We start from the raw sequence: 23863 nt of genomic DNA, 5'->3' as shown, positions 1-23863 counted from the left end.
CTCACCGCCGCGTGACCGCCGCCGTGATCGCGAAGATGACCGCCGCAGCGGTCACGATCGACGGCCCCGCCGGCGTGTCGACCAGGTAAGACGCGCCAAGACCGGCAAGCGCCGACGCCGCCCCGATGCCGACGGCCGAAACCGCCATCGCCTCGGGTGTGCGCGAGAAGCCCCGCGCCGCAGCCGCTGGGATGATGAGCATGGCCGCGATCAGAAGCGTCCCGATCACCTTGAGCGCGACGGCGACCACGATGGCGAGGGCGAGGGTCAGGACCAGCCGCTCCCGCCGCGGGTCGATGCCCGATGCGACCGCCAGATCCTCGGACATCGTCGCCGTCAGAAGCGGGGCCCAGCGCCAGACCAGCAGCCCGACGACCACGGCCGCGCCGCCCCAGATCACCAAAAGATCCTGTCGGCCCACCGCCAGAATGTCGCCGAACAGGAACGCGGACAGGTCCACCCGGACGCCCGGCACGAAGCTGATCGCGACCAGTCCGAGCGCGAGGGCCGAGTGGCTGAGGACCCCAAGCGTCGCGTCCATCGCGTGACCGCGCGTGGCCAGACCGCTCACCACCAGCGCCATGGCGAGGGCGACGGCCAGCGTGCCCAGCGTCACCGGGACGGAAAAGATCAGCGCAAGCGCCACGCCGAGAATGGCCGCATGTGCGGTCGCGTCGCCGAAATAGGCCATCCGGCGCCAGACGACGAAACTGCCCAATGGCCCGGTGGCAAATGCGAGCCCGACGCCCGCGAACCCCGCGCGCACGAGAAAATCGTCAAACATGGTCGTGATCGTGGTCGTGTTGATGATGGTGGTGGTGGTCGTGTTCGTGCTGATACAGCGCCAGCGCCCCGCCGGTGCCATAGCCGAACAGCGCGCGATACTCCGGCGCATCGCGCACCACATGCGGCGTGCCCTCGCAACAGATGTGGTGGTTCAGGCAGATCACCCGGTCGCTCGCGCTCATCACGACATGAAGGTCATGACTGACCATCAGCACCGCGCATCCCAGCGCGTCGCGCAGGTGTTCGAGTTTCAGGTAGAAGGCTGCTTCGCCCGGCTGGTCGAGCCCTTGGGTCGGCTCGTCGAGGATCAGAAGTTCCGGCGACGTCAGAAGCGCGCGGGCCAGAAGCACCCGTTGCTGCTGCCCGCCAGACAGATCGGCGACCTGCCGGTGCTCCAACCCCTCGATCCCGGTTTCCTCTGACGCCCTGCGGATCGCTTCGGGATCGCGCCGTTCGGGCAAGTTCAGAAACCGTGCGACCGTCATCGGCAGGGACCGTTCGAGGGCCAGCTTCTGCGGCACATAGCCGAGACGCAGGCCCGGCTTGCGACGCACCTTGCCCGCATCCGGTTTCAACTGGCCGGTCAATACCTTGACGAGAGAGGACTTTCCCGATCCGTTCGGTCCGACCAGCGTGACGATTTCACCGGGTTCGATGGCGATGTTCACGTTCTCGAGCACGGGTTGCGCGCCGTAGGAGAGCGACAGGCCCTTGGCCTCGATCAGGCTCATGCGGCGGCCTCGTTGCAGGCCGGGCACAGGCCGACCGCTTCGATGCTGGCGCGTGCGACCGAGAACCCGATGTCCCCGGCGGCCTGTTCCAGCGCTTCGCGCACCGTTCCCCCCGGCGCCTCGGCCACGGCGTCGCAGTCCGAGCAGATGAGAAAGACGGGGGCGTGGGCGTCTTGCGGATGGGTGCAGGCGGCAAAAGCGTTCAGGCGTCTGATGCGGTGGGCAAGCCCGTGTTCGACAAGGAAATCGAGGGCTCGATAGGCGACGGGCGGTTGCTTTCCGAACCCCTCCTCCGCCAGCCGGTCCAAAACGTCGTAGGCGCCGAGGGCCCGATGTTCCGCCAGCAGGATTTCCAAGGTCCGCCGCCGCACGGGTGTGAACCGGACGCCTGCATTGGCGCAGATTTTCTCGGCCTGTTCCAGAGCGGTTTGGGCGCAGGCACTGTGGTCATGGGCATGGAAAGCGGCGGAGGGATCGAGGCTCATGGGTTGCATACCGATGCGTTATGATATTACAGATGCGTAACGATATAACATTATTGGAGACCGGACAAGTCATGCGCCTGCCCTTCATCGCCGCCGCCCTCGCCCCGTTGCCCGCCTTTGCCGAACCGCCTCAGGTCGTCACCGATATCGCGCCGGTCCACTCGCTCGTCTCGCAGGTCATGGCCGGTGTGGCCGAGCCTGAACTGCTCTTGCAAGGTGGCGCCGATCCGCATTCGGTGACCCTGAAGCCAAGTCAGGCACGGATGCTGGAACGGGCGCAGCTGGTGATCTGGGTCGGGGAAGATCTGGCGCCGTGGCTCGCCCGTGCGATCGACGGCCTTGCCCGCGCCGAGACCATCGCGCTGCTCGAGCATCCGGCGACGTCCCTGCGCGATTTCGACGGCTCCGACGCCGCCCTCGAAGAAGAGGAGGGTCACCCCGACGATAACCAAGGACATGCGGAAGACGGGGAAGATGACCACGAGGCCGGCCAAGATTCCGAGGCGCACGATCACGAGGGCACCGACCCGCACGCTTGGTTGTCGCCGGACAACGCCCGTGCCTGGCTTGGCGCGGTGGCAGAAGAACTCGCAGCGCGCGATCCGGAAAACGCCCAAACATACTTCGCGAACGCGCAGGCAGCGATTATCGACGTCACTCAGATGGATGCCGCGATTTCGGCCCGGCTCGAACCGCATGCAGGCGCTGAAATCGTCACCTTCCACGATGCATTCGGCTACTTCGCCGCGACCTATGGGATCGACATTCTCGGCAGTGTGCAGCCGGGCGATGCCTCTGCCCCATCTGCCGCGGCCCTGTCCGCCCTCAAAGACCTTGTCGACGACCACGGCGTGACCTGCGCCTTTTCCGAACCAGGGTCCGATCCGGGGCTGCTCGAGGCGATCGAAGCCGGCGCCGGGCTGCGCACGGGCGTGCTCGACCCGATGGGAAGCACCCTGACCCCCGGGCCCGAACTCTATGGCGAGCTCATGACCGGGGTCGCCTCGGTCATCGACACGTGCCTCACTGAACGCTGACGTAAACGCGCGCCCCCGCCCTCAGAATTCGTCCCACCCATCATCGTCGGGCGCCTGCGCCACGGCGGTGGCGGAGGTCGCGGTCGCCCGGGCCGCGCTGGCTGGCGGCCGCGCCGGTGAGGTGTCGCGTTTGGTCGTGAAGGCCACGGGGGCAGCCGCGTCGCGGGCCGGGGCGCCGGTTTGGAAGCGGCCCATGGTCCGGGCCAGCGTTTCCGCTTCGCGGGTCAGCGCATGGCTCGCCGCTGTCGTCTGCTCGAACATTGCCGCGTTTTGCTGGGTCACCTGATCGAGCTGGTTCACCGCCGCGTTGATTTCGGCAAGGCCCGAGCTTTGCTCGCGTGAACTCACGGCGATCTCGGAGACGTGTTTGGAGATTTCCGACACGCTTTCGACGATCCCTTTCAGCGCCTCGCCCGCCTGTCCGACGAGGTCCACGCCGCGTTTGACCTGACCGCCCGAAGCCGAGATCAGCTCGTTGATTTCACGTGCGGCATCGGATGACCGCTGCGCCAGCGCCCGCACTTCCGAGGCGACGACGGCGAAGCCACGCCCGGCCTCGCCGGCCCGGGCCGCCTCGACGCCCGCGTTCAGGGCCAGAAGGTTGGTCTGGAACGCGATATCGTCGATGACGCCGGTGATCTTGGAGATCTGGGTCGACGAGTTTTCGATCTCGCCCATCGCCGTCACTGCCTCGCGCACGACCTCGCCCGAGGCTTCCGCGTTTTCGCGGGCCTTGTCGACGATCTCGTTGGCATGGGTCGCGCCATCGGCCGCCGACCGCACCGAAGAGGTGAGTTGATCGAGCGCGGAGGCGGTTTCCTCCAGCGTCGCGGCCTGTTTCTCGGTCCGGGCCGACAGGTCGTCGGCGGCGATGGAAATCTCGGCCGCCTCGCCGGTGATGAGATCGGCGTTCTCGATCACGCCGCGCATCGCCTCCAGCAGCTTGTCGGCCGCCTTGTTGAAGTCGTTGCGCAGTTGCTCGTAATCCTCGGTGAAGGCCTCGTCGATCCGGGTCATCAGATCGCCCTCGGCCAGAGCTTCCAGACCTTCGCGCAGCGCGTCCACGACCCGGGCCTGATTTTCCTGCATTTCCAGCCGTTTTTCTTCGCTGTCACGCATCGCCAGCGTCGCCTCGGTCACGTCATTGCCCACCAGCACGATCCGCATCAGCCGCCCGTTCCCGTCGTTGACCGGCGCGAAGGATCCGTCGATCATCGCCCGCGTGCCATCGGGCCTGTCGAGTTCGAACCGTCCGTACACCGCTTCGCCCGCGCGGACTTTTTCAAGCGTCTCGCCCAGCGCAGGCGACAGGTCTTCCACCGTCCGATATCGCGCGGCGACCGGCGCGGTCACGCCCATCGTCGTGGCGAAGACATCGTTGGCCCGCTGCAAGTGCCCCTCGGCGGTAAACTCGACCTTGACCTGATTGGCCTCCATCGCGCGCAGAAGCGCCCGGTTCATGTAGCCCTCCGTCACATCCGTCCATTCGGTCACGAACCCGATGTGCTTGCCTGCGATATCGTAGACCGCCGTGATCGTCAGCGTGATCCGCACGTCGCCGAATGCGATGTCGGCGCTATAGGGCAGGTTCGCGGGGTCGCGCAGCAGTGTTTCGACGCGGTTTTCGATCGCGGGCGGGTGGAAATCGTGAATCGAGCGACCTACGATCTCTTCCGAGGAAAAGCCCGGCACCGTGGCCCGGAACGCTGTGTCATACCGCTTGAGCATGTTCGACAGCGACGCGTTCACATGCATGACGGTCTGGTCGAGCCCGGTCATCATGATCGCGGAACTGCTGTTGTCGAAAGCGGCCGACCGGAAATTACCCTCGAACCGCCGTTTTTCGTTTTCGATCAGCCCGACACGGAACCGTTCAAGCGCGTTCGCGATCTGGCCGACTTCGTCGCGCCGCGCAACATCCGGCACGCGGGTGTCCAGCGCGCCCTCGGAAATCTCGGCCATGGCCCCTGTCACCCGGCGCAGGGGGCGCGCCAGAGACGCCGAAAAGAGGACGGCGACAATGGAAACGCCGAGAATGACAAGACCCTGCTGGATCGCCATCTGGATCATGAGATCGCGGGTCGGCGCGAGGATTTCCGCCATGTCCTTTTCGGCCACCACGCCCCAACCCGGCGTCGCACCGCCAAGGGGGCGATAGGCGATCAGCGCCGGTTGTCCGGCCTGACCCGTGCCCAGTTGGGCGCCGGTCGCGCCGCCCAGCACCGCGTCGATCTGCGGGCCAGCCGCCACCGGATCGGTCACCGTGAACCCGGCGTCGAACCGCGAGCGTGAGCGAAACGTCCCGTCCTCGCCGACGACGAAGACGATCCCGGTCTCGCCCAACCCGTTCGGGTCGTTCGCGATGGTCGAAAACACCTGCGTATCCGGCTGGACCGCAAGATAGGCGAGGATCGAACCATCCTCGCCCGTCACGCCACGCATGATGAAAGTCGCGACATCGCCGTGAAAGGGGCCGAAGCGGCCGCCCACAGGCACCTCCGCCGCGCGCGCCCCCGCCGCAATCGCGGTTTGAAAGGTCTGCGCTAGAATGCTGTCGGCCTGCGTTCCCGTCGCGAGGTTGGTCGCATAGTCCGGTCCCTTGTTCATCGAGTAGATCACCCGCCCGTCCGGGGCGACCACGAAGACGTCGAGGAAATCGTAATGCGAGGCGAAGGTCCGGGCCTGCGGGTGAAAGACCTTGTGCGCGCCGCCATAGGCCCAAAGCCCCGCCGCCGCAGGCTCCAGCAACTCAGCACGTTCGCCTTCGGGATAGGGGTTCGCTGTGACGAACGCCTCGGTCAACCGCGCCTCGGCGTCCGCCCCAAGCATCGCGACACCGTTCAAGAGCGCGGCGATCTGTGCCGCGGTCGCAGGCCCCTCGACCAGCCCGTCAAGATGCAGGACCGCGTTCAGCGTCGCCTGCGCCATCAGCTCGGCCCGGGTGTCGACAATCGCCTCCAACTGCGCCGTCGCCCCATCCAGCAGCGCCGCCTTCTGTTCGGTCCCCTGAAGCACACCCGAGACGCTGGCCGACAAAACGACCAGCAGGACCATGATGATCGGCATCTTTTTCGAGATGCTCAGATTGTTGAGAAACCGCATAAGCCTGACCTGAAACGCCGCACGTCACCGTGCCATTCCAGTCAGGCTTCGCACCTTCGCATGAAGATTCGCCTAACGGCCTAGAACCGCCCCTTGGCATGGGGACTGGCCCAGGTCAGCCAGATCGCGGCCGTCCACGTGAACTCGCCACCCCCCGCCGCCGCGCCGTCGACCGGGTTGAAATACTCGTAGAACCCGTGCTCCGCGATCAGTTTCTGGGTATCTTTGCGCAACCGCTCGGCCAGAACCGTATGCCCGGTTTCGGCCAGCCCGATGCCGATGATCGCGTTCATCATCCCCCAGACCGGCCCGCGCCAATACCGCAGTTCGTCGAAATGCGGATTGTCGGGGTCGAGCGACGGAATGCCGTACTGCACCTGATCCAGAATGCGGTGCAAATGCTTTAGCTGCCGGTCGTCGCGAATACCTGCATACCAGTTCAGAAAACTGGCCGATGTCAGCGTGTTGGTGAACGCCCCCGTCTTGACGTTGACGCTGTCATAGTGCCCCCGCGCCTCGTTCCAGTGGCTCTTCACGCCCTGCTTGAGGTCGAAGATCCACCCCTCGATCTCGTCCGTGCCCATGTCGAACTCCGCCGCGATATGGAGGAGGTCACGGCACGCGCGCAGAAACATGAATGTCATGCCGCAGTCGGCTACCCGGAAGGGGCTCTTGTCGGCGATGACCTTTTCGTTCCAGTCCGACGCCTTGGACAATTGCAACAGCGCGACATATCGGTCGTAGTCGAGTTTCGAGGGCCGCATCGAGGCATCGACGTGATCCGTGTCGGAGCGGTGGTATTCCCCCACCTCGCTGGTATCCACGCCGACGAGCGCCGCATCCCAGTCGAGCGCGTTGTCCCGCCCGCTTTCCCACGGATGCGTGATGCAGACCATGCCGTTTTCGACCCGGTTCTTCATCCACCAGCGATGCCAGCTCACCAGCCGCCCGTAGAGCAGTTCCATGTGGATGCGGCCATACCGCTTGTCGGCCTCATAGACCGCGCGCGCCATCGTCGCCGCGATCGGCGGCTGGCTGATCCCCGAGGTATGCGGCACCCGGTTGATGTCCCACACGTCGGGGCCGGGGAAATAGCCGAAACTCTGTTTGTGAAAGACGATATGGGGCACCATTCCGGTGTCCCACTGGCCTTGGAACAGGGTCTCCAACTCGGCCCAGGCGCGCTTGGCATCGAACACCGAAAAGCCCCAGGCTGCAAAGGCGCTGTCCCAGTTCCACTGGTAGGGATAGAGCCCCTTGGTCGGCACCGTGTAGAGCCCACGGTCGTTGCTTTGCAGAACCTTGCGGGCCTTCTTGTCGATCTTGTCGTAGTTCATGCCCGGATCCGCGCCTTCCATGGCCTCACGCTGTCCTGCGGCGTCGGGGCCCGCAAGACCGTTGCCTCGGTTTTAGGCAAGCCCCGCCACCTATGCAAATTTCCCGCACCCTCAGGACGGTCCGGGCGCCCGGCTGCCCGCAAATTGGGCAAAGCGATGATCCGGGTTGATCCGCCGCGCCCGACGTGGCGTAGTCGCAAGAAAGACCGGGACACAGAATGCCACCCGCCATCGCCCGCCCCTTCGCGCTGTCCGTCGCGCTCGCCGTGCTCGCGGCCCTCGCCATCCAGCTTCTGCACCCGTTCATCGCGCAGGTCCGGTTCCCGCCCGATCAGGGCTACAACTGGTATCTGTGGAAACGCCCCGACCCGGATATCTGGAGCCGCGCGACCGCTTGGGGCGGATACCTCGCGCATCAGGCCTTCATCTGGGGCCTCATCTGGTGGGCTCAGACCAACCGCGATCGCCTTCGCGACCGCACCACCATGCACCCGCTGAACTGGGTGGCGCTCGGCGGAACCGCCTTTTTCGCGACCCTCCACGCGCTCCAGACCGCCCTGTTCTACGACGGCCTCGCACAGGACGTGCCGGTCATGTATTCGCAAGGCTCCGTGGTCCTCGTCCTCGTGCTCGTCCTGTTGATCGAAGCACCCCGGCGCGGCCTTTTCTTCGGCGCGGGCAAATCGTGGTTCGCGGCGACCCGCCCGTTCCTCATCCGCAGCCACGGCTATTACTTCGCCTGGGCCGTGACCTTCACCTACTGGTATCACCCGATGGAGGCGACCTGGGGCCACATCTGGGGCTTTTTCTACACCTTCCTTCTGTTCATTCAGGCGAGCTTCATCTTCACCCGCGTCCACACGAACCGCTGGTGGACCTTCGTGCTCGAAGGCACGGTGCTGGTCCACGGCGTGATCGTCGCGGTGGTCGGCGGTCAGGATTTCTGGCCTATGTTCGCCTTCGGCTTCGCGGCCCTCATCGTCGTCACCCAGATGCACGGTCTGGGCCTGTCGCGCCGCGCCCGCTGGATCCTCGGCCTCGCGATCACCGCCGCGACGCTCGTCGTCTATGCCGATCGCGGCTGGACCCGGCTGGAAGAAGTCGCGCGCATCCCCCTCATAGACTACCTTCTCGTCAGCCTGATCGGTGGGATCATCCTGATCTTCGCACGCCGACGCGCCTGATCTTCTTCGTTTCCGAAATACTTCAGGAGGTCTGGAGGACTGGTCCTCCGGACGCGCCATCGGCGCGTGCCACCGCGACGGCCCGGCCTTGCCGGGGCGGCGCAAATCCTGCGTGCGCGCCCGCGCGCACCCCGCTTGTGAGCGACCGCTTTGCAAAACCGCCGCCGGGGCGTATCCTGCGCAAAACAGACAAGATGAGCAGCGGCAGGCCCCCATGACGGCCCTCAAGGAATACGACAGGCTCGAAGCCTCCGGCCTCTGGCGCGCCGATCCCACGGCGCAGCGGGTGGAAGTTGTCGTGTCCATCGGGGATGCCACGCTCACCCTCACCGACACCGCCGAACGCGCGCTCGCCCATTGGTCGCTCGCCGCCGTCCACCGCAAGAACCCCTCGAAACGCCCTGCCCTCTATGCGCCCTCGGACGCCGCCGACGAGGCCGAGGAACTGGAGCTTTCGGATGACGACATGATCGCGGCGATCGAGCGCATTCGCAAAGCCATCGCGCGGCGCAGGCCGCGCAGCGGGCGCGTGCGGCTCGTCCTGACCGGGGCCGTCGCGGCGGCGCTGGTGACGGCCACGCTGGTCTGGGTGCCGGAAACGCTGACCCGCCAGACCGTCGCGCTGCTTCCCGATGCCACCCGGACCGAGGTCGGGGACCGCCTCATGAACCGCATCCGCCGCGTCTCGGGCGCCCCTTGTGACGGGAGCGGCCAGTCCGCCCTCGACCAATTGGCGCGCCGTGTCCTCGGCACGGGCCGCACGCGCGTGCTCGTCGTTCCCGACGGGGTCGCGACCGCACGTGTCGTGCCAGGCAGCATCATCCTCGTGAACCGCGACCTGATCGTGGACGAGAACGAGCCCGACGTGGTCGCCGGCTTCATCCTCGCCGAGAACCTGCGCGCGCGTCAGACCGACCCGATGCGTGCGCTTCTCGACCATGCCGGCCTGATGACCACCGCGAAACTCCTGACGACGGGCGAGGTTTCGGACGCCGTCCTCGACGACTACGCCCGCCACCTCCTGACCGCCGAAGCCGAGCCGCTCGACAACGACGCGCTCTTGACGGCGTTCGAAGCGGCGGGCCTCAGGTCCACACCCTATGCCTATGCGCTGGACCCGTCGGGCGAGACCACGCTGCCCCTGATCGAGGCCGATCCGGTTCCGGTCACGGCGGCGGAACCGCTCCTCCCCGACGCGTCGTGGGTCAGCCTGCAAAGCATCTGCGAGACATGAAAAACCCCGCCACTTGGGCGGGGTTCCCGATGTCGTGTCTCGGCCCGATCAGCGCGGGACGGTGATAAGCCTGCGCGGGACGGTGTTGGTCCAGACCTGAACCATATCCACCTCGCCCTGGATCGTGCGCGGCCCCCGGTTCGGGTTGAGCCGGTCATCGTCCCAGGCGGCGCGGTAGCCTTCCGGCACGGCGGGTGCGGGCGTGGCGCGCGCGACCGGCGGGTTGGAATAGACCGTGTTGTCCGACTGGACCTGTGGTGCCCGGTGATAGCGCACGCGCGGATTGTAGACGTCCGGCACTTCGACACCGGAATAGCGCGGGTTCACGGCATAGCCGTTGATCGAATAATCGGCCCCGGTCTGCGGGAACGGCGACGGCAGCGGGCGCGCCTGAAGCTCGGCCCCGTATTCGTAGAAGATCCCCGACTGCGCATGGGCGCGCGCCTTGTCGGCGATGTAGGACTCATAGCTCTCGCCCGCATGAGGCACGCGGTAGGTCGAGGTGATGTTGGCGTCTTGCATCGTCATGCGCGGCGCGGTCGTCAGCGCGCGCTTGTCCGGCGTGGCCGCATAGACCTGATAGGTCGGATGGTTCACCGTGACGCGCGGCGACGGCGGGTTCGGGATCACCGGGACGGCGCCATAGGGGGTGGCGCGCACCGACGGGCGGTATTGTCCATAGGTGCCGACCTGCGCGGCCTGCGCCATCACGACGGGCGCCGGGGTCGCGACCAGTTCGGTGGTGTAACCGTTCGTGTGCTGAACCGTGTAAAGCCGGGGCTGCGTGGCGCTCGCCCCGCAGTTCACGTTCACCTGACGACCGCCGATCATCACGCGGGCCGTGCCGGTGGTGCCGGGACAGGTCACTTCCATCCGGCGGTTGTTCGACGGCGCGACCGCCAGATCGGCACCGCTCGACGTGTTGCGGCCCGCCGACAGGTTCGAAGGCTCGGGCGCCGGGCTGGGCGTCGGCAGGTTGGCGAACAGTCCGGTGGTCGTCTGGAACGCGGCCTGACGCGGCTGGGTCTCGACCGGGCGGACCGGGGCTGCGGACACGTTGGTGGGGGCCGGTGCCGGGCTCGGCGTGCGCAGGGTCTGGGTGGTCGGTGCGCTCGGCGCAGGGGCAGCGGCAGCGGCGGTCGCCACGTCGCCCGGCGGGGGCGGCGCGATCGGCGCGGGGACCGAACCGCGTGCATTGCCGGCCGCGAAGGTCGGGTTCAGACCGCAGACCACCTCACCCCGGTTGGGCGAAAGGCGCGGCACCCAGTTGGTCGCACTGCCCACATTGGCGCGGGCATAGGCGCATCCACGGCTGTCGACATAGACATCGCCCTTGTATCCGGCTGGCGGCGTTTCACGGGGCTTGGCCCCCTGCGCCAACGTGACGGCCTGGGCGGCTCCGGCGGACATCGTGGCAGCGATGGCCAAGGCACTTGCATACTTGAAAAATTTCATACCGTGTCCCCCAACACTAGATTTAGGGTTCACCATGGCGGATGGATTTTGGCCTGTCCAGTGGGTGAAACCCTAAATCTCAGTCAAGATATTGGAAACAGGCTATTTCGTTCCGAACATCCGGTCGCCCGCATCGCCCAGACCGGGCACGATATACCCTTTTTCATTGAGCTTCTTGTCCAGCGCCGCCGTGATGATCGGCACGTCCGGATGCGCCTCTTTCATGCGCGCCACGCCTTCGGGTGCCGCCAGCAGACACAGGAACCGGATATCCTTGGCCCCGGCCTTTTTCAGAAGGTCGATCGCCGCGACGGACGAGTTCCCGGTGGCCAGCATCGGATCGACCGCGATCACCACGCGTTCGTCGAGGTATTCGGGCACTTTGAAATAATACTGCACCGGCTCCAGCGTCGCCTCGTCGCGATAAAGCCCCACGAACCCCACGCGGGCCGAAGGGATCAGTTCCAGCATCCCATCGAGCAGACCGTTGCCCGCCCGCAGGATCGAAATCAGCGCCAGCTTGCGGCCCTTGAGCGTCGGCGCGTCCATCTCGGTGATCGGCGTATCGATGACCTTGGTCGTCATGGCCAGATCGCCCGTCACCTCGTAGGCGAGCAAAAGCGAGATTTCCCTGAGCAGCTGCCGGAACACCGCCGTCGACGTCTCCTTCTCCCGCATGATGGTCAGTTTGTGCTGCACGAGCGGGTGTTCGACGACGGTCAGATGGTCAGGCAACGAATTTCTCCAGTTTCGACTTCAGGGCGGCGCGCGTGGCCTTGTCGCAGAATGCGGCATCGGCGGCGGTTATGCCAAGAGCGCGGAAATCGTCAACGTCCCATCCGAAGGCCAGCGCCAATTCCTCGAATTCCCGCGTCATCGTGGTGTGAAAGAACGGCGGATCGTCCGTGGACACCGTCACCGTCACGCCCGCCTTGCGCAGCTTCTGGATCGGGTGCGCCTTGGTCGACGGATAGACGCCCAGCGCGACGTTCGATTGCGGGCAGACCTCCAGCACCACGCCGGAGGCCGCGAGATAATCCACCAGCTTCGGATCTTCGATGGAGCGCACGCCATGCCCGATCCGTTCGACCTTCAGCACCTCGATCGCCTCGCGCACCACCTTGGGTCCGCCCCACTCGCCTGCATGGGTGGTAAGCCGCAGCCCCGCCTCGCGCGCGGCGTCAAAGGCATAGGTGAAATCGCGGAACGTGCCCGCGTTCTCATCGCCGCCCATGCCGAAGCCGGTGATGAACGACCCCACCGTCTCCTGCGCGCAGATCGCCGCGCGCTTGGCTTCGTCGGGGCCGAAATGGCGGACTACCGTGATGATGCCCCTGAGCGTCACCTCCGGCACCGTCGCCGCAGCCTCGCGGATCGCGTGCAGGTATTCTTTCCACGCCGCCACATCGCCGCCCCCGCAGAAGGCGGGCGAGATGAAGGTCTCGAGGTAGATCACGTTGTCCTTCGCCGCTTCCTCGAGCACCGCGACGGTCAGCCGCCCGTAATCCTCCGGGCTGGTCAGGGGTTTGGTCGCCTGTTCATAGACATCGAGAAACTGCAAGAAATTGGCATAATCATAGGCGCCTCGCCCATCGAAAATGTTCGAAATGTTCAAGCCCTTCTCGGCGGCCATCCCCCGCACAAAGGCCGGCGGCGCGGCCCCTTCGATGTGGTGGTGCAGTTCCACCTTAGGCATCCGCCGGATCGCGTCGGCAAGTTCTTCGGGCAAGGTCACAAGAACGACCTCCCTGCCCCGCGCTCACTCAGTCCGAGGTGATCCGCCACGCTCGCCGCCACGTCGGCGAAGGCGATCTGACCCAACTTGCGTGTCCCGATCCCGTGACACAGCACCGGCACCCGTTCGCGCGTGTGGTCGGTGCCGACCCACGTCGGATCGTTGCCGTGGTCGGCGGTGAAAATCACCAGATCGCCGGGCTTCATCTTGTCGAAAAACCGATGCAACTGCGCGTCGAACCATTCGAGGTGCCGGGCGTACCCCGCCACATTGCGCCGGTGCCCGTATTTCGAGTCGAACTCCACGAAATTCGCGAAGGTCAGGCTGCCATCCTCGGCGGTGTCGGCCAAGCCGATCAACGCCTCCATCAACGCCTCGTCCGTGCCCTTGGCGTTATCCGTGACGCCCCGGTGCGCGAAGATGTCCCCGATCTTGCCGACCGCGTGCATCGGGCGGCCCGCGTCACAGACCCAGTCCAGAAGGGTCGGCTTGGGGGCGGCCAGCGCGAAATCGCGGCGGTTCACCGTGCGCTCGAACCCCGTTTCGGCGTCACCAAGGAAAGGCCGGGCGATCACGCGCCCCACCCGCCGCTCATGCAACATCGGCGCAATCGCCTCACACAGCGCATAAAGCCGTTCCAGCCCGAACGCCTCTTCATGGGTGGCGATCTGAAGCACGCTGTCCGCGCTCGTATAGCAGATCGGCAGGCCGGTGCGCATGTGCTCGGCCCCCAACTCGTCCAGAATGACCGTGCCGCTGGCGTGCTTGTCGCCGAGGATGCCGTCGACACCCGCCGCCTTGCAGATCGCCGCCGTGATCTCGGACGGGAACGCGGGTTCCTCATCCGGGAAATAGGTCCAGTCGAAGGGCACCGGCACGCCCGCAAGCTCCCAATGCCCAGATGGCGTGTCCTTGCCCTTGGACACCTCGGTCGCCGCCCCCCACGCGCCCCACGGCTCGGCCCCCAGCCCCGGCGCGATCAGACCCGAGGCGAGCTTGACCGCCATACCCAACCCGAGCCGGTCGAGGTTCGGCATCATCAGCGCGCCTTCGCGCCCGTCGTCCGCCCGGCCCTCGGCACAGGCTTCGGCGATATGACCGACCGTGTTCGCCCCCGTATCCGGCGTGCCGTCGTTGAAGAACGCATCCGCATCCGGCGCGCCGCCGATCCCGACGCTGTCCAGCACGACGAGAAAGGCGCGGGTCATTTCCCCTCCATCTGCGCCTTGGCGAAGGCCCAGGGGATCAGGTCTTCGATGGTGACGACCATTTCGCCGCCGTCGAGCGTGCCCATCGTCACCTTGGTGCCCTTGCGCGCGAACTCGGCGATCTTCTGGCGGCAGCCGCCGCACGGGGTCACGGGATCGGGCGCATCGCCCACCACCGCGATTTCGGCGATCTCGGTGTCGCCCGCCGCGATCATCGCGGCGATCGCACCCGCCTCGGCGCAGGTGCCTTCCGGATAGGCCGCGTTTTCGACATTAACGCCAAGGTGCACCCGACCCGAGGGCGACCGGATCGCGGCCCCCACCCGGAACCCGGAATAGGGCGCATAGGCCTTGGGCCAGACACCCTTGGCCTCGTCCAACAGGGATTTCTCCGACACCGTATTTTCTGACACGGGCGCCTCCTTTGACCGTATGGTCCAGTTTGGGGGGATTTACGCCACGCGCAAGGCGAATCGCGACGACACTTGCCTTGACCCCGCGTGATCGGCTATCCCCCGCGCGACGGAAAGTGGTTTAACATTAAACCATCTTCAGGAGGACGCCGCATGGCCGAGGATACATCCAAGAACGCCCGCCACCCCGCGCTGGATTATCACGAATATCCGAAACCCGGAAAGCTCGAAATCCGCGCTACCAAGCCGATGGCGAACGGGCGGGACCTGTCGCTCGCCTATTCCCCCGGCGTCGCGGAAGCCTGCCTTGAAATCAAGGACGATCCGGTCACGGCGTCGAAATACACCGCGCGCGGCAATCTCGTCGCCGTCGTCTCCAACGGCTCGGCGGTTCTGGGGCTTGGCAACATCGGCGCGCTGGCCTCGAAGCCGGTGATGGAGGGCAAGGCGGTTCTGTTCAAGAAGTTCGCCAACATCGACTGCTTCGATATCGAAGTGAACGAAAGCGACCCCGAGAAGCTGGCCGACATCGTTTGCGCGCTGGAACCCACCTTCGGAGCGATCAACCTCGAAGACATCAAGGCCCCCGATTGTTTCATCGTTGAACAATTGTGCCGCGAGCGGATGAACATCCCGGTTTTCCACGACGACCAGCACGGCACCGCCATCGTCGTCGGCGCCGCCGCCACCAACGCGCTGCGCGTGGCCGGCAAGGCGTTCGAGGATATCAAGGTCGTCTCAACGGGTGGCGGGGCGGCGGGCATCGCCTGTCTCAACATGCTCCTGAAACTCGGCGTCAAACGTGAGAACGTCTGGCTCTGCGATATCGACGGGCTGGTTTACGAAGGGCGCGAAGCCTCCATGAACCCGCAGAAGGCGGCTTACGCGCAAACGACCGACCTGCGCACGCTCGACGACGTGATCGAGGGCGCGGACCTGTTCCTCGGGCTTTCCGGCCCCGGCGTGCTGAAGCAAGAGCACATCACGACAATGGCCGACCGCCCGATCATCTTCGCGCTGGCCAACCCGACGCCCGAGATCATGCCCGACCTCGTGCGCGAAGTGGCCCCGGACGCGATCATGGCCACGGGCCGCTCGGATTACCCCAATCAGGTCAACAACGTGCTGTGCTTCCCGTTCATCTTCCGGGGCGCCCTCGACGTCGGCGCGACCGAGATCAACGACGAGATGCAGATCGCCTGTATCGAAGGCATCGCGGCGCTGGCCCGCGCCACGACGAGCGCCGAGGCGGCAGCCGCCTACAAAGGCGAACAGCTCACCTTCGGCGCGGATTACCTGATCCCGAAACCCTTCGACCCGCGCCTTATGGGCGTAGTGGCAAGTTCGGTCGCCAAGGCCGCGATGGAATCGGGCGTCGCCGCCCGCCCTTTGCCCGACCTCGCCGAATACAAGGATCGGCTCGACCGTTCGGTGTTTCGTTCGGCCCTCATCATGCGGCCCGTGTTCGAAGCCGCCGCGACCGCCGAGCGCAAGATCGTCTTTGCCGAGGGCGAGGACGAGCGCGTGCTGCGCGCGGCCAACGCGATGCTCGAGGAAACGACCGACGCGCCGATCCTCATCGGTCGCCCCGAGGTCATCGAAACCCGCCTCGCCCGCGCGGGTCTGCCGCTGAAACCCGGCACGGATTTCGAGGTGGTGAACCCCGAAAACGACCCGCGTTACCGCGACTATTGGGAAACCTACCATGCCATCATGGCCCGGCGCGGCGTCACGCCGGATATCGCCCGCGCCGTCATGCGCACCAATACCACCGCCATCGGCGGCATCATGGTGCATCGCGGCGAGGCCGACAGCCTGATCTGCGGCACCTTCGGGCAATACCTGTGGCACCTGAAATACGTGCAGGAAATCCTTGGCGGCGGGGCCGAGAAATACCATCCCGTCGGTGCGCTCTCGCTCATGATCCTTCAAGACGGGCCGCTCTTCATCGCCGACACCCATGTTCACCCCGAACCCACCGCCGAACAGATCGCGGAAAGCGTCTGCGGTGCGGCGCGGCACGTCAAACGCTTCGGCCTGACCCCCAAGGTGGCGCTGTGTTCCTATTCGCAGTTCGGCAACCTCGACTGCGACACGGGGCGCCGGATGCGCGGTGCGCTCGACATTCTCGACAGCGAGGCGCGCAGCTTCGCCTATGAGGGCGAGATGCATGTGGACAGCGCGCTCGACGTCGACGTGCGCGAGCGCATGTTCCCCGGTGCCCGGTTCGAAGGGCCCGCGAACGTGCTGGTCTTCGCCAATACGGATGCCGCCTCGGGCGTGCGCAACATGCTCAAGATGAAAGCCGGCGGGCTTGAGGTCGGGCCGATCCTCATGGGTATGGGCAACCGCGCGCATGTGGTCACGCCCTCGATCACGGCGCGGGGGCTGTTGAACATGTCCGCCATCGCCGGCACGCCCGTGGCGCATTACGGCTAGGGCGCAGACGCGCGGCTCACTCCACGGGGCCGACACCGCCGAGGGCTTCGATGAGGGCATCCGCATCGGCCCCGGCGATGGTCTCGACCACCTGCGGCGTGTCCCCGGACAGGTCCACCCGCAGCACGCAGCTTTCCACGCCTGCCAGATCACAGGCCGAACCGTGGACCGAGATCGCCACCCCCGGCCCCTCTTCGTTCAGCACGTCGCGCACGACGTCGGACCAGGCCCGGATGTAACCCCGGTCGCGCGCCATATAGATGTCGGACACACAGCCCCCTGACCCGCAGTGCAGCGACAGGGCCGTGGTGCAGGGCGCGCCGCCATATTCGATGATGAGATCGTCGCGCCCGTCGCCGTCCAGATCCTCGGACCGTTCGAACCCTCCGACCATTTCCAGCACGCCGCCCAGATCCTTGCACTCCGCCTCCAGCGACGACAGCACCGTCGCCACCGGGTCCGCGACCGCGGGCGCGCGCATCGGACAGGCCTCCATCGCCGATGCGATCGCCTTGCCGCTGCCCCGCAGCGACAGGGGGCGTTCGATCGCAGCGCCTTCGGGGTCGAGGATCATCATCGCCCCGCCGCCCGCCCTGAGCGCCTCGAGCAGGCGAACGTCGCGCTCGGGATCGACCTGCGCCACGAAGTCGAACGGGACGTCCGACTGGACCTGACCGAGCGACAGGAACCCCGAAGGCGCTTCGTCGATGAACATATTGATGCGCAGCGGGTCCGGCAGATTGCCCCCCGCCGCCACAAGACGCCAGCGCAGGGGTTGCCCCTGTTCGCAGCCGACCATCAGGCACAGGTAATTCCCGGTCTCGTCATCGTCGAGCGGACAGGCCACCGCCTGAACCTCGCCCTGCATATCCGGGTTGAAGCTCCAGTCCTGCGCGATGGCGGGCATGGAAAACAGGCCGAACAGACCAAGAATGAGCGTCATGAATCGCATCGGGCACCTCCGGATCAGTGCCCAGAGTCATGCACGCTTGGCGCACGGGGTGCAACGCGGCCCGCCCTCTCGGTGACGGCGGGGAAGGTCCCTGGCCCGCGCAGGACGCACGGGCCAGGGGTCAGGCCGCTTGAAATCCCTGTCGGATACGAACCCCGTGCGACCAGTCCGGTTCGGACCGACCACCGCCAGCCCCAAGGAGCGGGGAGCTGTCGGCCAGGGTATCGCTCAGGTCTTCCGACTGGGTTGCGCCCATATCGGGTGCGGCCGGTTTCATGGTGCGGGCGAGTTCGGGCAGACGGGCGCGGACCGCCTCGGGCATCTGCTCGGCGATCTCCCAGATCAGCGCGCCCGCATAAAGGCTTTCGGCGGGCATCCCGTTCGCGAGCAGGACGACATGCTCGGCACAGAGGACGTGATGATACTTCATCCGTGCCCGCCCCCGCGCGATGCGCACGGAGCGGTCGTTGACCATCTGCCGGGCCGGGGCGAACGCGCCATGCGCGCCGTCGGGCACGGTCAGGCCTGGATGTTCGAAATACACGCGGTGCTGCTGAGACAGGAAGGTGTCGCGCGCCGGGCAACCGGGGCCGAAGGCATGGGCGCGCACCCGCACAGGCCGCCATTTCTCGAAATCCGGCGCGTCGGGAATGTCGAGCACGCGGCCGCCCTGCCAGATGACCTCGTGCACCTTGCCGAAGGCATCGAGCACCCGGTCGCCGGGGCCCAGATCCTCGACCCGCGCCTCGCCCTCGGCGGTCGCGATCAGGGTGCCCGCGCCGAAGCACAGCGGCGTGAACACCTCATAGGGCGCGGGCGACAGGCTGGTGACCAGCGCGACGGCGGACAACAGGTTCGGCGGGCCCTCGGGATAGTGGAAATAGATCTGTCCCCCCGCCTCGAACGCGACGAGCGGAACCGACGTGCCCAGCGGCACGATGAAGCCGCCGACGTCCACGCCGGGCGTGGCCGTCCCCGAACCGATATAGTCGATCGGGTCGCCCCCGAAGGTCGCGATCCCGTCATCCGCATCAGAAAGCCAGCCGTCATCGTCGCTCAGGGTCTGCGTGGTCGGGGTGCCGAAGTCCGCCAGCACATGCGTCACGTCCGGGGACAAGAGTTGGATGGTAAGCAGGTCGCCGTCATAGGGCGTTGCGGTAATTGTCGCATCAGCCATTTTCGTGCCTCGGTCTCGGTCGCACCGGGCCCGGCCGGCCGAACGCATGTTCGTCGGACGAAGGGCGGAACCCGATGATTTATCTGTCTGGAGAAGCGCCGACCGCTGCGAAACTGATTAAAATTGGACCCTGTAACCTGACCGATCGAACGGCTTCTACCTTTGCTCAATGCAAAAAGTGTCGACAAGGAATTTGGCAAGATTGTGGCGAGGACAGGGGGACAACCTGCGATGGCGAAAGAATTCATGCTTTTTACGATCATGTTTGCGAAACGTCCCGATTCGAGCGCAAGTGTCTAATTTCATTGGTAAATCCAGAAACCTGGAATTGAACCGCCCGGTTAACGCCCCCGCAGGAAGCCCCTGTTTTTGCGTCCGTTTTCAAGACATCCGCCCGCCCGGAGGCTCACCGTTCGCAAAACGCAAAAAGGATATGCCGCACCTTCGAAAGATAGCGGAACAATACGACCAAAGTCGTAGACGGTTGCGGGTGCCTGTCGCTGTTTGCAGAGCGAGCCAAGCGATCTAACCTGTCCGAATGCGCAGGATGCTTTCGATTCTGACCCTTGCCGCCGCCCCGCTCGCAGCGGTGCCCGCCCTGTCCGAGTCGCGGGAATGGACCGTCATTCCCGACAATCCCATCACCCGCGTCACCGGGGCCGCGATCTGCCCCTATGAGAACCCCGGCATGGGCGTCCACAACTGCCTGTCGCTGGAATGCGTGCCGGGCGAACCGCTTTTGATCGCGGCCTCCATCGCAGGGTTCGACGAACCGGGCGACATCGGCCTTGCCGTCGATGTGGACGGGCGCCAGATCTGGGATCTGCGGCTTACGGCGGCGGGCGACGGGCGTTACGTCAAGGGCCTCTCCGGCCCCACGTGGCGGGCGGGGATCGAAGCCCTGCAAGCGGGAACGTCCGGGGCGCTGACCTTTTTCACCGACACCTACCTCTGGCACGACCACCTGTCCCTCAAGGGCAGCCGCGAGGCCATCGACCACGCGCTCGCCTCCTGCTGGCAGGCCGACATCGCCCCGGCCCGCGACCCCGACCGCGCCGCCCGCGACGAGGTGACGGCCTATTGCATCGACACCCACAGCCGCGCCGCCGTGCTGAACGACGGCTTTACCCGGCAGGAAGACTTCGACGGCGACGGCCAGATGGATTGGGTCGTGAACTACGGCACCGCCAACTGCGGCCCCATCGGCTCGGCCTGGTGCGGCTGGGCGGGCTGCGAGGTCGCCATCCACCTCGCCCGAGGCGGCGGGTTCGTCCAAGCCTTCCGCGGCATCGCCGAAGGGTTCCGCACCGTCGAAGGCGGCATGGTCTTTCGCCGCCACGAAAGCGAATGTGCACCGGAAAGCGAAGGCCCCTGCGCCGTATTTTACCGCTTCACCCGCGAGGGGCTGACCCGCGCGGGTGAAGTCGACTGGCCGCCGCTTTAGTCCAGATCGATCGGCATCAGGTCGAAGTATTCGACCTGATAATGCTTGAAGCACGGCTCAACCCCGGCCTTCCCGCAGGCGCTGCCGTGGTAGCTGATCTGGATCGCCCCCGGTTCGCCCTTGGTCACCTCGAAATAGTTGGTCCGAAGCACGCGGATCTTGCGCCCGTCCGGGTGCGACACGAAGAGCGCCCCCGTGCACCCCGCCGAGCCGCAGTAATACGCGGGCGCCGCATCGCAGACCGCCGCGCCGTAGTTGAACTCGACATCCATCAGCCCGTCGTCGTTCAGATCTCGGTCCGTCCGGAACCCCTCCTGATAGGTCACGGTGCCCCGCTGGCGGTGACAATCGCGCTCGATCTCGTCGCGCACCGCCGCCTCGGGGTCGTCGAAGGTGCGCAGGCGCACGCTTTGGGCCGCGAAATCCGGCAACCCGCATTGTTCGATCACATAGGTCAGCGCCTTGGTCGACCCGCGCAGCGTCACCGGGAACTTCCGATCCTCCTGATCCGGCGCAAGCATCATCGACAGGGTCGCGGCGGACCCGCGCTTCATGTCCTCGAGCCAGTCGACATGGCGAAACTCGAACGGCGCCGACCAGACCCGTTCATCTCTGAGTGTCATGTCGAATTGCCCGACCCGCCCGCCATCGGGGATCATCAGAACCTCGAACCGGTCGAGTTGCGAAAGCGCATCCCATTTCTCGACATAGATATTGGCGACAAGCTCGTCCCCACCCTCGCAGGACAGCGAGAAGCAGACGGAAAACGGATCGCCCGTGCCCTTGTGATGGTTCATCGGGCATTCGGTGGCGTAATACCCCTCGATCCCCTGCCCCTTGCCCGAGACCCAATCGGCCTGCGCCGGACCGGCCAGCATGGCGAAAAGAGCCCCCAGAAATACGATCAGACGTTGCATGTGATCCCCCGAATGACTGCCTGAAATGCAATGTGGGGATGTGAGCCGCACCGTCTCGCCCCTGTCAAGCGGGCGCGATTCTTCGGTTGCGAAGTCCGACTTTGCAAACTCACGCCACATCGGCCCCGAAACTGCGAAACAGCCGCGTCTTTGCAAAAATTTGCAGGGCCCTTGCGCTGATTTCTGCAAATTCTCCCGCCATATGGTCGCAGGTTACCGCCAACAGGCTTGCGACGGCGACGTGACGTCACTACCACCTCGGCAGACAGTTTGCGGAGGAGGTTTTCATGTCGACCTATCAGGAAGTCTACGCACAGTGGCAATCCGACCCGGAAGGGTTCTGGATGAACGCGGCCAAGGCGATCGACTGGGACAAGACCCCCTCCAAGGCGCTCTTCGACCTTGGGAACAACCTCTACGAATGGTTCTCGGACGGCATGGTCAACACCTGCTACAACGCCGTGGACCGCCACGTCGAAGCGGGCAAAGGCGATCAGGTCGCCATCATCTACGACAGCCCGATCACCGGGGCGAAGGACAAGATCACCTTCGCCGAATTGCAGGACAAGGTCGCGCGACTCGCCGGGGGCCTCGCCGCCAAGGGCGTGACCAAGGGCGACCGGGTCATCATCTACATGCCGATGGTGCCCGAGGCGATCGTCGCCATGCTCGCCACCGTCCGCATCGGCGCGGTCCACTCGGTCGTGTTCGGCGGCTTCGCGTCGAACGAACTGGCGACCCGGATCAACGACGCGCAGCCCAAGGCGATCATCGCCGGGTCCTGCGGGCTCGAGCCGAACCGCACGGTGCCATACAAACCGCTCCTCGACGGCGCCATCGAGCTTTCGACCCACAAGCCGGACTTCACCGTGATTCTCCAGCGCGATGCGCTCGCCGCCGAGATGAAGGACGGCTACGATTTCGACTGGAACGACATCTGCGCCGCCGATCCGGTCGATTGCGTCCCGGTCGAGGGCAACCACCCGGCCTACGTGCTCTACACCTCCGGCACCACCGGCCAGCCCAAGGGCGTGATCCGCCACACCGGCGGGCACCTCGTCGCGCTGAACTGGACGATGAAGAACGTCTACAACGTGGACCCCGGCGATGTGTTCTGGGCCGCGTCCGACGTGGGCTGGGTCGTGGGCCACAGCTATATCTGTTACGCGCCGCTGATCCACGGCAACACCACCATCGTGTTCGAGGGCAAGCCGGTCGGCACCCCCGACGCAGGCACCTTCTGGCGCGTGATCTCGGAACACAACGTGAAGTCGTTCTTCACCGCGCCGACCGCGTTCCGCGCCGTGAAACGCGAAGACCCCAAGGGCGAATACGTCAAGAAATACGACCTGTCCTGCCTCAAGACCGTCTATCTGGCGGGCGAGCGTGCGGACCCCGACACCATCGTCTGGACGCAGGATCAGCTTGGCGTTCCGGTGATCGACCACTGGTGGCAGACCGAGCTTGGCTATCCCGCCGTCGCGAACCCCGTGGGCATCGAACTCCTCGAAACCAAACTCGGCTCGCCCGCCGTGCCGATGCCCGGCTACGACATGAAGATCCTCGACGAAGGCGGCAACGAATTGCACCCCGGCCAGCTTGGCGCCATCGTCGCGAAACTGCCGCTGCCGCCGGGCACGCTGCCGACCCTTTGGAACGCCGAAGAGCGGTTCCGCAAAAGCTATCTCAACACCTACCCCGGCTATTACGAGACGGGCGATGCGGGCTACATGGACGAGGACGGATACCTCTACATCATGGCGCGCACCGATGACGTCATCAACGTGGCGGGCCACCGGCTTTCGACCGGCGGGATGGAAGAGGTTCTGGCCTCCCACCCCGACGTGGCCGAATGCGCTGTCATCGGGGTGACGGACGAACTGAAGGGCCAGTTGCCGCTCGGGTTCCTCTGCCTCAACGCGGGCTGCAACCGCGACCCGAAAGAGGTCGTGGCCGAATGCGTCAAGCTGGTGCGCGACAAGATCGGACCCGTGGCGGCGTTCAAATCGGCGGTGGTCGTGGATCGCCTGCCCAAGACCCGTTCGGGCAAGATCCTGCGCGCGACCATGGTGTCCATCGCGGACAACAAGGAATTCAAGATGCCCGCCACCATCGACGATCCTGCCATTCTCGATGAAATCCGCGAGGCGCTGGAGACGCTGGGATACGCGAAAGTATAACCCAAGCACAGAAAAACAGTGCGATATTAACCATCCTAACGCCTTAG

General features: G+C 65.6%; 19 protein-coding genes. 6 read left to right on the top strand and 13 right to left on the bottom strand.

The window, feature by feature from the left end; all coding sequences use genetic code 11:
• Nucleotide 1 precedes the first annotated feature (1 nt).
• Genes FCT00_RS08795 through FCT00_RS08785 form a run of 3 tightly spaced genes read right to left on the bottom strand, consistent with a single transcriptional unit; the run spans nucleotide 2 to nucleotide 2002 of the window.
• Nucleotides 2–784, bottom strand: coding sequence for a metal ABC transporter permease (locus FCT00_RS08795; RefSeq protein ID WP_138422707.1), 783 nt, complete (start codon nucleotides 782–784; stop codon nucleotides 2–4).
• On the bottom strand, nucleotides 777–1517 hold the full coding sequence (locus FCT00_RS08790; protein ID WP_138422706.1) for a metal ABC transporter ATP-binding protein: 741 nt from the start codon (nucleotides 1515–1517) through the stop codon (nucleotides 777–779). The genes FCT00_RS08795 and FCT00_RS08790 overlap by 8 nt, the downstream gene beginning before the upstream one ends.
• Entirely contained in the window at nucleotides 1514–2002 is a 489-nt protein-coding gene (locus FCT00_RS08785) for a transcriptional repressor (RefSeq protein ID WP_138422705.1), read from the bottom strand. Before FCT00_RS08785 ends, FCT00_RS08790 begins: the two co-directional genes overlap by 4 nt.
• Before the next feature lie 71 nt (nucleotides 2003–2073).
• Between FCT00_RS08785 and FCT00_RS08780 the strand changes: the two genes are divergently transcribed.
• A complete protein-coding gene (locus FCT00_RS08780; RefSeq protein WP_138422704.1) occupies nucleotides 2074–3039 on the top strand; it encodes a zinc ABC transporter substrate-binding protein in 966 nt (321 codons plus the stop codon).
• 21 nt (nucleotides 3040–3060) lie between these two features.
• Here FCT00_RS08780 and FCT00_RS08775 read toward each other — a convergent pair whose 3' ends face one another.
• Entirely contained in the window at nucleotides 3061–6141 is a 3081-nt protein-coding gene (locus FCT00_RS08775; RefSeq protein ID WP_138422703.1) for a methyl-accepting chemotaxis protein, read from the bottom strand.
• A gap of 80 nt (nucleotides 6142–6221) precedes the next feature.
• Entirely contained in the window at nucleotides 6222–7499 is a 1278-nt protein-coding gene (locus FCT00_RS08770) for an MGH1-like glycoside hydrolase domain-containing protein (protein WP_138422702.1), read from the bottom strand.
• Between the two features lie 197 nt (nucleotides 7500–7696).
• Here FCT00_RS08770 and FCT00_RS08765 point away from each other — a divergent pair, with 197 nt between their 5' ends.
• Together FCT00_RS08765 and FCT00_RS08760 are read left to right on the top strand one after the other, a co-directional pair.
• A complete protein-coding gene (locus FCT00_RS08765; RefSeq protein WP_138422701.1) occupies nucleotides 7697–8662 on the top strand; it encodes a hypothetical protein in 966 nt (321 codons plus the stop codon).
• Nucleotides 8663–8876: 214 nt separating this feature from the next.
• On the top strand, nucleotides 8877–9896 hold the full coding sequence (locus tag FCT00_RS08760) for a hypothetical protein (RefSeq protein ID WP_138422700.1): 1020 nt from the start codon (nucleotides 8877–8879) through the stop codon (nucleotides 9894–9896).
• Between the two features lie 48 nt (nucleotides 9897–9944).
• On the opposite strand, the gene FCT00_RS08755 is transcribed toward FCT00_RS08760, so the two are convergent.
• The 5 genes from FCT00_RS08755 to FCT00_RS08735 form a co-directional block, all read right to left on the bottom strand.
• A complete protein-coding gene (locus tag FCT00_RS08755) occupies nucleotides 9945–11351 on the bottom strand; it encodes a hypothetical protein (protein ID WP_138422699.1) in 1407 nt (468 codons plus the stop codon).
• A 102-nt stretch (nucleotides 11352–11453) separates the two neighbouring features.
• Nucleotides 11454–12086, bottom strand: coding sequence for a uracil phosphoribosyltransferase (upp, locus tag FCT00_RS08750; RefSeq protein WP_008335151.1), 633 nt, complete (start codon nucleotides 12084–12086; stop codon nucleotides 11454–11456).
• The gene (locus tag FCT00_RS08745; protein WP_138422698.1) at nucleotides 12079–13086 is read right to left on the bottom strand and encodes an adenosine deaminase; all 1008 of its coding nucleotides are present in this window, start codon (nucleotides 13084–13086) and stop codon (nucleotides 12079–12081) included. Before FCT00_RS08745 ends, upp begins: the two co-directional genes overlap by 8 nt.
• Nucleotides 13083–14294: a phosphopentomutase gene (locus tag FCT00_RS08740; RefSeq protein ID WP_138422697.1), complete on the bottom strand. Its 1212-nt coding sequence runs from the start codon at nucleotides 14292–14294 to the stop codon at nucleotides 13083–13085. The genes FCT00_RS08745 and FCT00_RS08740 overlap by 4 nt, the downstream gene beginning before the upstream one ends.
• Nucleotides 14291–14707, bottom strand: a complete 417-nt coding sequence (locus FCT00_RS08735; RefSeq protein WP_008335146.1) for a cytidine deaminase — start codon at nucleotides 14705–14707, stop codon at nucleotides 14291–14293. Before FCT00_RS08735 ends, FCT00_RS08740 begins: the two co-directional genes overlap by 4 nt.
• 153 nt (nucleotides 14708–14860) lie before the next feature.
• Here FCT00_RS08735 and FCT00_RS08730 point away from each other — a divergent pair, with 153 nt between their 5' ends.
• Nucleotides 14861–17146, top strand: a complete 2286-nt coding sequence (locus FCT00_RS08730) for an NADP-dependent malic enzyme (RefSeq protein ID WP_138422696.1) — start codon at nucleotides 14861–14863, stop codon at nucleotides 17144–17146.
• A gap of 16 nt (nucleotides 17147–17162) precedes the next feature.
• Here the strand turns inward: FCT00_RS08730 and FCT00_RS08725 are convergent, their stop codons facing one another.
• Nucleotides 17163–18089 carry a hypothetical protein gene (locus FCT00_RS08725; RefSeq protein ID WP_138422695.1) on the bottom strand — a complete coding sequence of 309 codons (927 nt, stop codon included), beginning with the start codon at nucleotides 18087–18089 and terminating at the stop codon, nucleotides 17163–17165.
• Between the two features lie 130 nt (nucleotides 18090–18219).
• Nucleotides 18220–19275 carry a Hint domain-containing protein gene (locus FCT00_RS08720; protein WP_171042946.1) on the bottom strand — a complete coding sequence of 352 codons (1056 nt, stop codon included), beginning with the start codon at nucleotides 19273–19275 and terminating at the stop codon, nucleotides 18220–18222.
• A gap of 538 nt (nucleotides 19276–19813) precedes the next feature.
• Between FCT00_RS08720 and FCT00_RS08715 the strand changes: the two genes are divergently transcribed.
• A complete protein-coding gene (locus FCT00_RS08715) occupies nucleotides 19814–20719 on the top strand; it encodes a hypothetical protein (protein WP_138422693.1) in 906 nt (301 codons plus the stop codon).
• Here FCT00_RS08715 and FCT00_RS08710 read toward each other — a convergent pair.
• Nucleotides 20716–21636 (bottom strand): hypothetical protein, encoded by a 921-nt coding sequence (locus FCT00_RS08710; protein WP_138422692.1) that lies wholly within the window; start codon nucleotides 21634–21636, stop codon nucleotides 20716–20718. The genes FCT00_RS08715 and FCT00_RS08710 overlap by 4 nt on opposite strands.
• Before the next feature lie 287 nt (nucleotides 21637–21923).
• Here FCT00_RS08710 and FCT00_RS08705 point away from each other — a divergent pair, with 287 nt between their 5' ends.
• Entirely contained in the window at nucleotides 21924–23816 is a 1893-nt protein-coding gene (locus tag FCT00_RS08705) for a propionyl-CoA synthetase (RefSeq protein WP_138422691.1), read from the top strand.
• Nucleotides 23817–23863 lie beyond the last annotated feature (47 nt).

Origin of the sequence: Maritimibacter alexandrii, assembly GCF_005871115.1 — a bacterium.
GTDB classification, from domain to species: Bacteria; Pseudomonadota; Alphaproteobacteria; order Rhodobacterales; family Rhodobacteraceae; genus Maritimibacter; species Maritimibacter alkaliphilus.
The sequence above is the reverse complement of the archived record's forward strand: the minus strand, read 5'-3'. Positions and strand labels throughout refer to the sequence as shown.